Raw genomic sequence first — 4267 nt, 5'->3', positions numbered from 1 at the left:
CGCCCGGTGGTCACCGCGGGGGCGGCGGCAGCGGGGGGCGGCCCTCCAGCAGTTCCCTCGGCAGCGCGTCCGCGGGCTGGTCCAGGGCCGGGAGGCCTTCCAGCGCGTCCCAGGGAACCTGGCGCCTGCGCAGGTCGGCCCGGATGTGGTCGGCGAGCTTGCGGGTGTCGCGGCGGTTCATCACGGCCCCGACGGCCGCGCCGACCATGAACGGGATCAGGTTCGGCAGATTGCGCACCATGCGCTTCATGATCTGCTGCCGCAGCTGGCGCTTGAAGTGGGAGCCCATCGACATGTCGTACGTCGAGGGCTTGGTCACGTCGATGCCGCGCTCGGTCGACCAGGAGTTGAGGTAGGCGACGCTGCGTTCCCTGAGGTTCCCCGGGGGGCGCAGGCCGTAGACCTCGTGCAGTTCGGCGATGAGCTTCAGCTCGATAGCGCCGACCCCGACCACCTCGGCGGCGAGTTCGGTCGGCATCGCCGGCGGTACGGGCATCATCGCGGCGGCGCCGATGCCGGCGCCGACCGTGGAGGTGGCGTTGGCCGCCCCCGAGACGAGCTTGTCGGCGAGCTGCTCGGGGCCGAGCCCCGGGAACTGCCGCCGCAGCATCGCGAGGTCCCGCACGGGGACGCGCGGCGCGTTCTCGATGAGACGGTCGGCGAGGTGGCCCAGGGCCGCCTTGGCGCTTTCCCGTGTCCGGACGAGGCCGGTGCGTGCGCCCCGTCCCGTCCGTGTCAGTCCGGCCATGGCACCGGCGCTGCCTCTGGCGACGCCGTGGCGTACGGCATCGAGGCGCCGGGCCCTGGCCGGAGGCCCTGCCGGGTGCGCTGCTTCGAGCGAGGCCCCGGGGCCTCGCTCCGCCTCGTCACCCGTGCCGTGCGGCAGCAGGGCGTTCTCCTGCCCGTCGGACGGTGTGACGTCCGACGGGGCGCCCTGACCGGCCTGGTGCGCCTCCGACGGCTTCTGACGCCGGAAGCGCCGCTTCCTGGACGGTTTCCCGGCTGCCACTGGCGACCGGTCCTCAGTCGCAGTCGCGGCAGATCGGCTGACCGTTCTTCTCGCGCGCCAGCTGGCTGCGGTGGTGCACGAGGAAGCAGCTCATGCAGGTGAACTCGTCGGCCTGCTTGGGCAGGACCCGGACGGCCAGTTCCTCGTTGGACAGGTCTGCTCCGGGGAGCTCCATGCCCTCGGCGGCGTCGAACTCGTCGACGTCGACGTTGGAGGTGGACTTGTCGTTCCTCCGGGCCTTCAGTTCTTCCAGGCTGTCCGAATCGACGTCGTCGTCGGTCTTGCGTGGGGTGTCGTAATCCGTTGCCATGTCGCTCTCCCCCTCTGGGTGTCTGCGGTGTCTCCAGCGCACGTAACGCGCGAGAGGCCGGACTTGTGCCCGACCTGAGGCGGAGATTTTGCCTCACATCAAGGTCTGTTACTCAATCGACACCCAACCGGATCTCCCGAGAGTGATCGGGCGGGGTGGCGACGGTGACCGTACACGGTCCGATCGACGCGCTTCACGGGCGCCACCCCGTGTACTTCCCGTGCTCACACCCCCCGAAAACTCGGGCTATGTCCGACTTTCAGGGGGCGGAAGCCATCACGGAGAGTAGATCAGGTGTCCAGCGGGTCTGTGATCGATCACACACGGATCTCCCGGGCGTTGATCCCGAAAATTCCGCTTAAAGCGAACGTCGTCCAGCATGTCAGGTCGGCAGGGTGACGCGCATCACAAGCCCGCCTCCTTCGCGGGGCTCCGCGATGATACGTCCGCCGTGCGCCCGCGCCACGGACCGGGCGATGGACAGACCCAGGCCGACGCCCTTGTCGCTGCCCGTGCGCTCCTGCCGCAGCCTTCTGAACGGCTCGAAGAGGTTGTCCACCTCGTAAGCGGGAACCACTGGTCCCGTGTTCGAGACGACCAGGACGGCCTCGCCCTGCCTGATCTCCGTCGAGACCTCCACCCAGCCGTCCTCGGGCACGTTGTAGCGCACGGCGTTCTGCACGAGGTTGAGCGCGATGCGCTCCAGCAGCACGCCGTTGCCCTGCACGACCGCGGGAGCGCGCTCCCCGCGCACCTCCACGCCCAGCGCGTCCGCCTCGGCGCGCACCTGGTCGATGGCGCGCGAGGCGACCTCGGCCAGGTCGACGGGCTTGCGCTCGACGATCTGGTTGTCGCTGCGGGCCAGCAGCAGCAGGCCCTCCACCAGCTGCTCGCTGCGCTCGTTGGTGGCCAGCAGGGTCCTGCCGAGCTGCTGGAGCTCCACAGGGGCCCCCGGGTCGGAGAGATGGACCTCCAGCAGCGTGCGGTTGATCGCCAGCGGGGTGCGCAGCTCGTGCGAGGCGTTCGCCACGAAGCGCTGCTGCGCGGTGAAGGCCCGCTCCAGCCGGTCGAGCATCTCGTCGAACGTGTCCGCGAGCTCCTTGAGCTCGTCGTCGGGCCCGTCGAGCTCGATCCGGCGCGTCAGGTCGGACCCGGCCACCTGACGGGCGGTGCGGGTGATGCGGCCCAGCGGGGACAGCACCCGGCCGGCCATGGCGTAGCCGAACGCGAAGGCGATGATGCTCAGGCCCAGCAGCGCGAACAGCGACCGGCGCAGCAGGTCGTCCAGCGCGAGCTCGCGCTGGTGCGCGAAGCAGGACTTCAGCGCGGCGTTCGCCTGGTCCGCGGAGAGACCGGCCCGCAGCGCCTCGCAGGAGTTGTCGGTCAGCTCGATCTTGCTGTCGGGCAGCAGCCGGAAGGGCAGCTCGCTGATGTTGTGCAGCGCCTGGGCGGTGAAGAGGTAGATGATCGACAGCAGCAGGATGCCCGCGATCAGGAACATCCCGCCGTAGAGCAGCGTGAGTCTTATCCGGATCGTGGGACGCAGCCACGGCTGCACCGGGTCCCTCGGGTCCCAGGTCGGCTTCGGAGGCGCCTCGGGAGGCGCGGGTACGGCGGCCACGCGGATCAGATCCGGTAGCCCGAGCCGGGCACGGTGACGATCACCGGCGGCTCGCCGAGCTTGCGGCGCAGGGTCATCACGGTCACGCGCACGACGTTGGTGAACGGGTCGGTGTTCTCGTCCCAGGCCTTCTCCAGCAGCTGCTCGGCCGAGACGACGGCCCCCTCGCTGCGCATCAGGACCTCCAGGACGGCGAACTCCTTGGGGGCGAGCTGGATCTCCCTGCCGTCCCGGAACACCTCGCGGCGGTTCGGGTCGAGCTTGATCCCGGCCCGCTCCAGGACCGGCGGCAGCGGCACGGTGGTGCGCCGCCCCAGCGCCCGCACCCGCGCGGTGAGCTCGGTGAACGCGAAGGGCTTGGGCAGATAGTCGTCCGCGCCGAGCTCCAGCCCCTCGACGCGGTCGCTGACGTCACCCGAGGCGGTGAGCATCAGCACACGGGTCGGCATGCCCAGCTCCACGACCCGGCGGCACACGTCGTCGCCGTGCACGAGCGGGAGGTCGCGGTCGAGCACCACCACGTCGTAGTCGTTGACGCCGATGCGCTCCAGGGCCGCGGCACCGTCGTACACGACGTCGACCGCCATGGCCTCCCGGCGCAGTCCGGTGGCCACCGCATCCGCGAGCAGCTGCTCGTCCTCGACGACGAGTACGCGCACGTCGCATTCCTTCCCTTGGGTCCGTCACGCGAGTCCGTCACGCAGGACGGGACCGAGTCTCCGCACTGGTTGTGCGGCTCCCATCCTGCCCGTTACGCGCGTAAACCGGCGGTAAGGCAGTGACGGGTGGGCAGGGGCCCGGGAATGCGCCGGATTCGCCCGGCGGTTGAGGTTTCCATGAGGTGGGCCCTGGGGATGACGTCTGAACACCCCACGATCACGCCTTGTATGTGGCGCAGCACGACCTGTTTCAGGGTTGATCACCCGCCTCTCGCCCTGCGAGGGGGACCCCATAGGCACACCCCCGTGCCAACGACCTAGCCGAGGGGGCGCATCATGGACGCTTTCACCACGGGACTTCTGCAGCGCATAAAGGCCGCCGAGTCCGACCTGACGATGGCCCGCGAGACGGGTGACGACTTCCTGGCGGACGTCGAGCAGGCCGAGCTGGACGGCTACTACGAGCGGGGCCTGAGCCCCTGGGACCTGGCCGCCGGCGACCTGATCGCCCGGGAGGCCGGCGCCCTGACCGGCGGACGCCCCGGCCGGGCGCCGTCGGGCGACCTGACGGTCGCGGCCCCGCCCGGTGTCTTCGAACCCCTCCAGGCCCTGCTGGAGGAGCTGGGAGCCTGGCACGACTGACCGCCGGCCCTCCGGCCGGACGGGGG

Annotated in this window: 4 protein-coding genes and 1 pseudogene; 1 reads left to right on the top strand and 4 read right to left on the bottom strand. The window is 70.4% G+C overall.

The genetic code is table 11. From position 1 onward, the window contains the following. Positions 1–10: 10 nt before the first annotated feature. The 4 genes from EAO77_RS15250 to EAO77_RS15235 all read right to left on the bottom strand — a co-directional run bounded on the left by EAO77_RS15250 (position 11) and on the right by EAO77_RS15235 (position 3599). Positions 11–1009 carry a hypothetical protein gene (locus tag EAO77_RS15250; protein ID WP_147988513.1) on the bottom strand — a complete coding sequence of 333 codons (999 nt, stop codon included), beginning with the start codon at positions 1007–1009 and terminating at the stop codon, positions 11–13. A gap of 13 nt (positions 1010–1022) precedes the next feature. Further along, a complete protein-coding gene (locus EAO77_RS15245; protein ID WP_147988512.1) occupies positions 1023–1319 on the bottom strand; it encodes a DUF4193 domain-containing protein in 297 nt (98 codons plus the stop codon). 382 nt (positions 1320–1701) lie between these two features. Continuing rightward, entirely contained in the window at positions 1702–2940 is a 1239-nt protein-coding gene (locus tag EAO77_RS15240; RefSeq protein ID WP_147988511.1) for a sensor histidine kinase, read from the bottom strand. Between the two features lie 5 nt (positions 2941–2945). Beyond that, positions 2946–3599 (bottom strand): response regulator transcription factor, encoded by a 654-nt coding sequence (locus tag EAO77_RS15235; RefSeq protein ID WP_147988510.1) that lies wholly within the window; start codon positions 3597–3599, stop codon positions 2946–2948. A 438-nt stretch (positions 3600–4037) separates the two neighbouring features. Here EAO77_RS15235 and EAO77_RS15230 point away from each other — a divergent pair. Then, positions 4038–4241: pseudogene (locus tag EAO77_RS15230) on the top strand (inositol monophosphatase family protein); the annotation flags it as partial. Between the last annotated feature and the right edge of the window lie 26 nt (positions 4242–4267).

It is taken from the genome of Streptomyces sp. T39 (genome assembly GCF_008042045.1).
GTDB lineage: Bacteria > Actinomycetota > Actinomycetes > Streptomycetales > Streptomycetaceae > Streptomyces.
The sequence above is the reverse complement of the archived record's forward strand: the minus strand, read 5'-3'. Positions and strand labels throughout refer to the sequence as shown.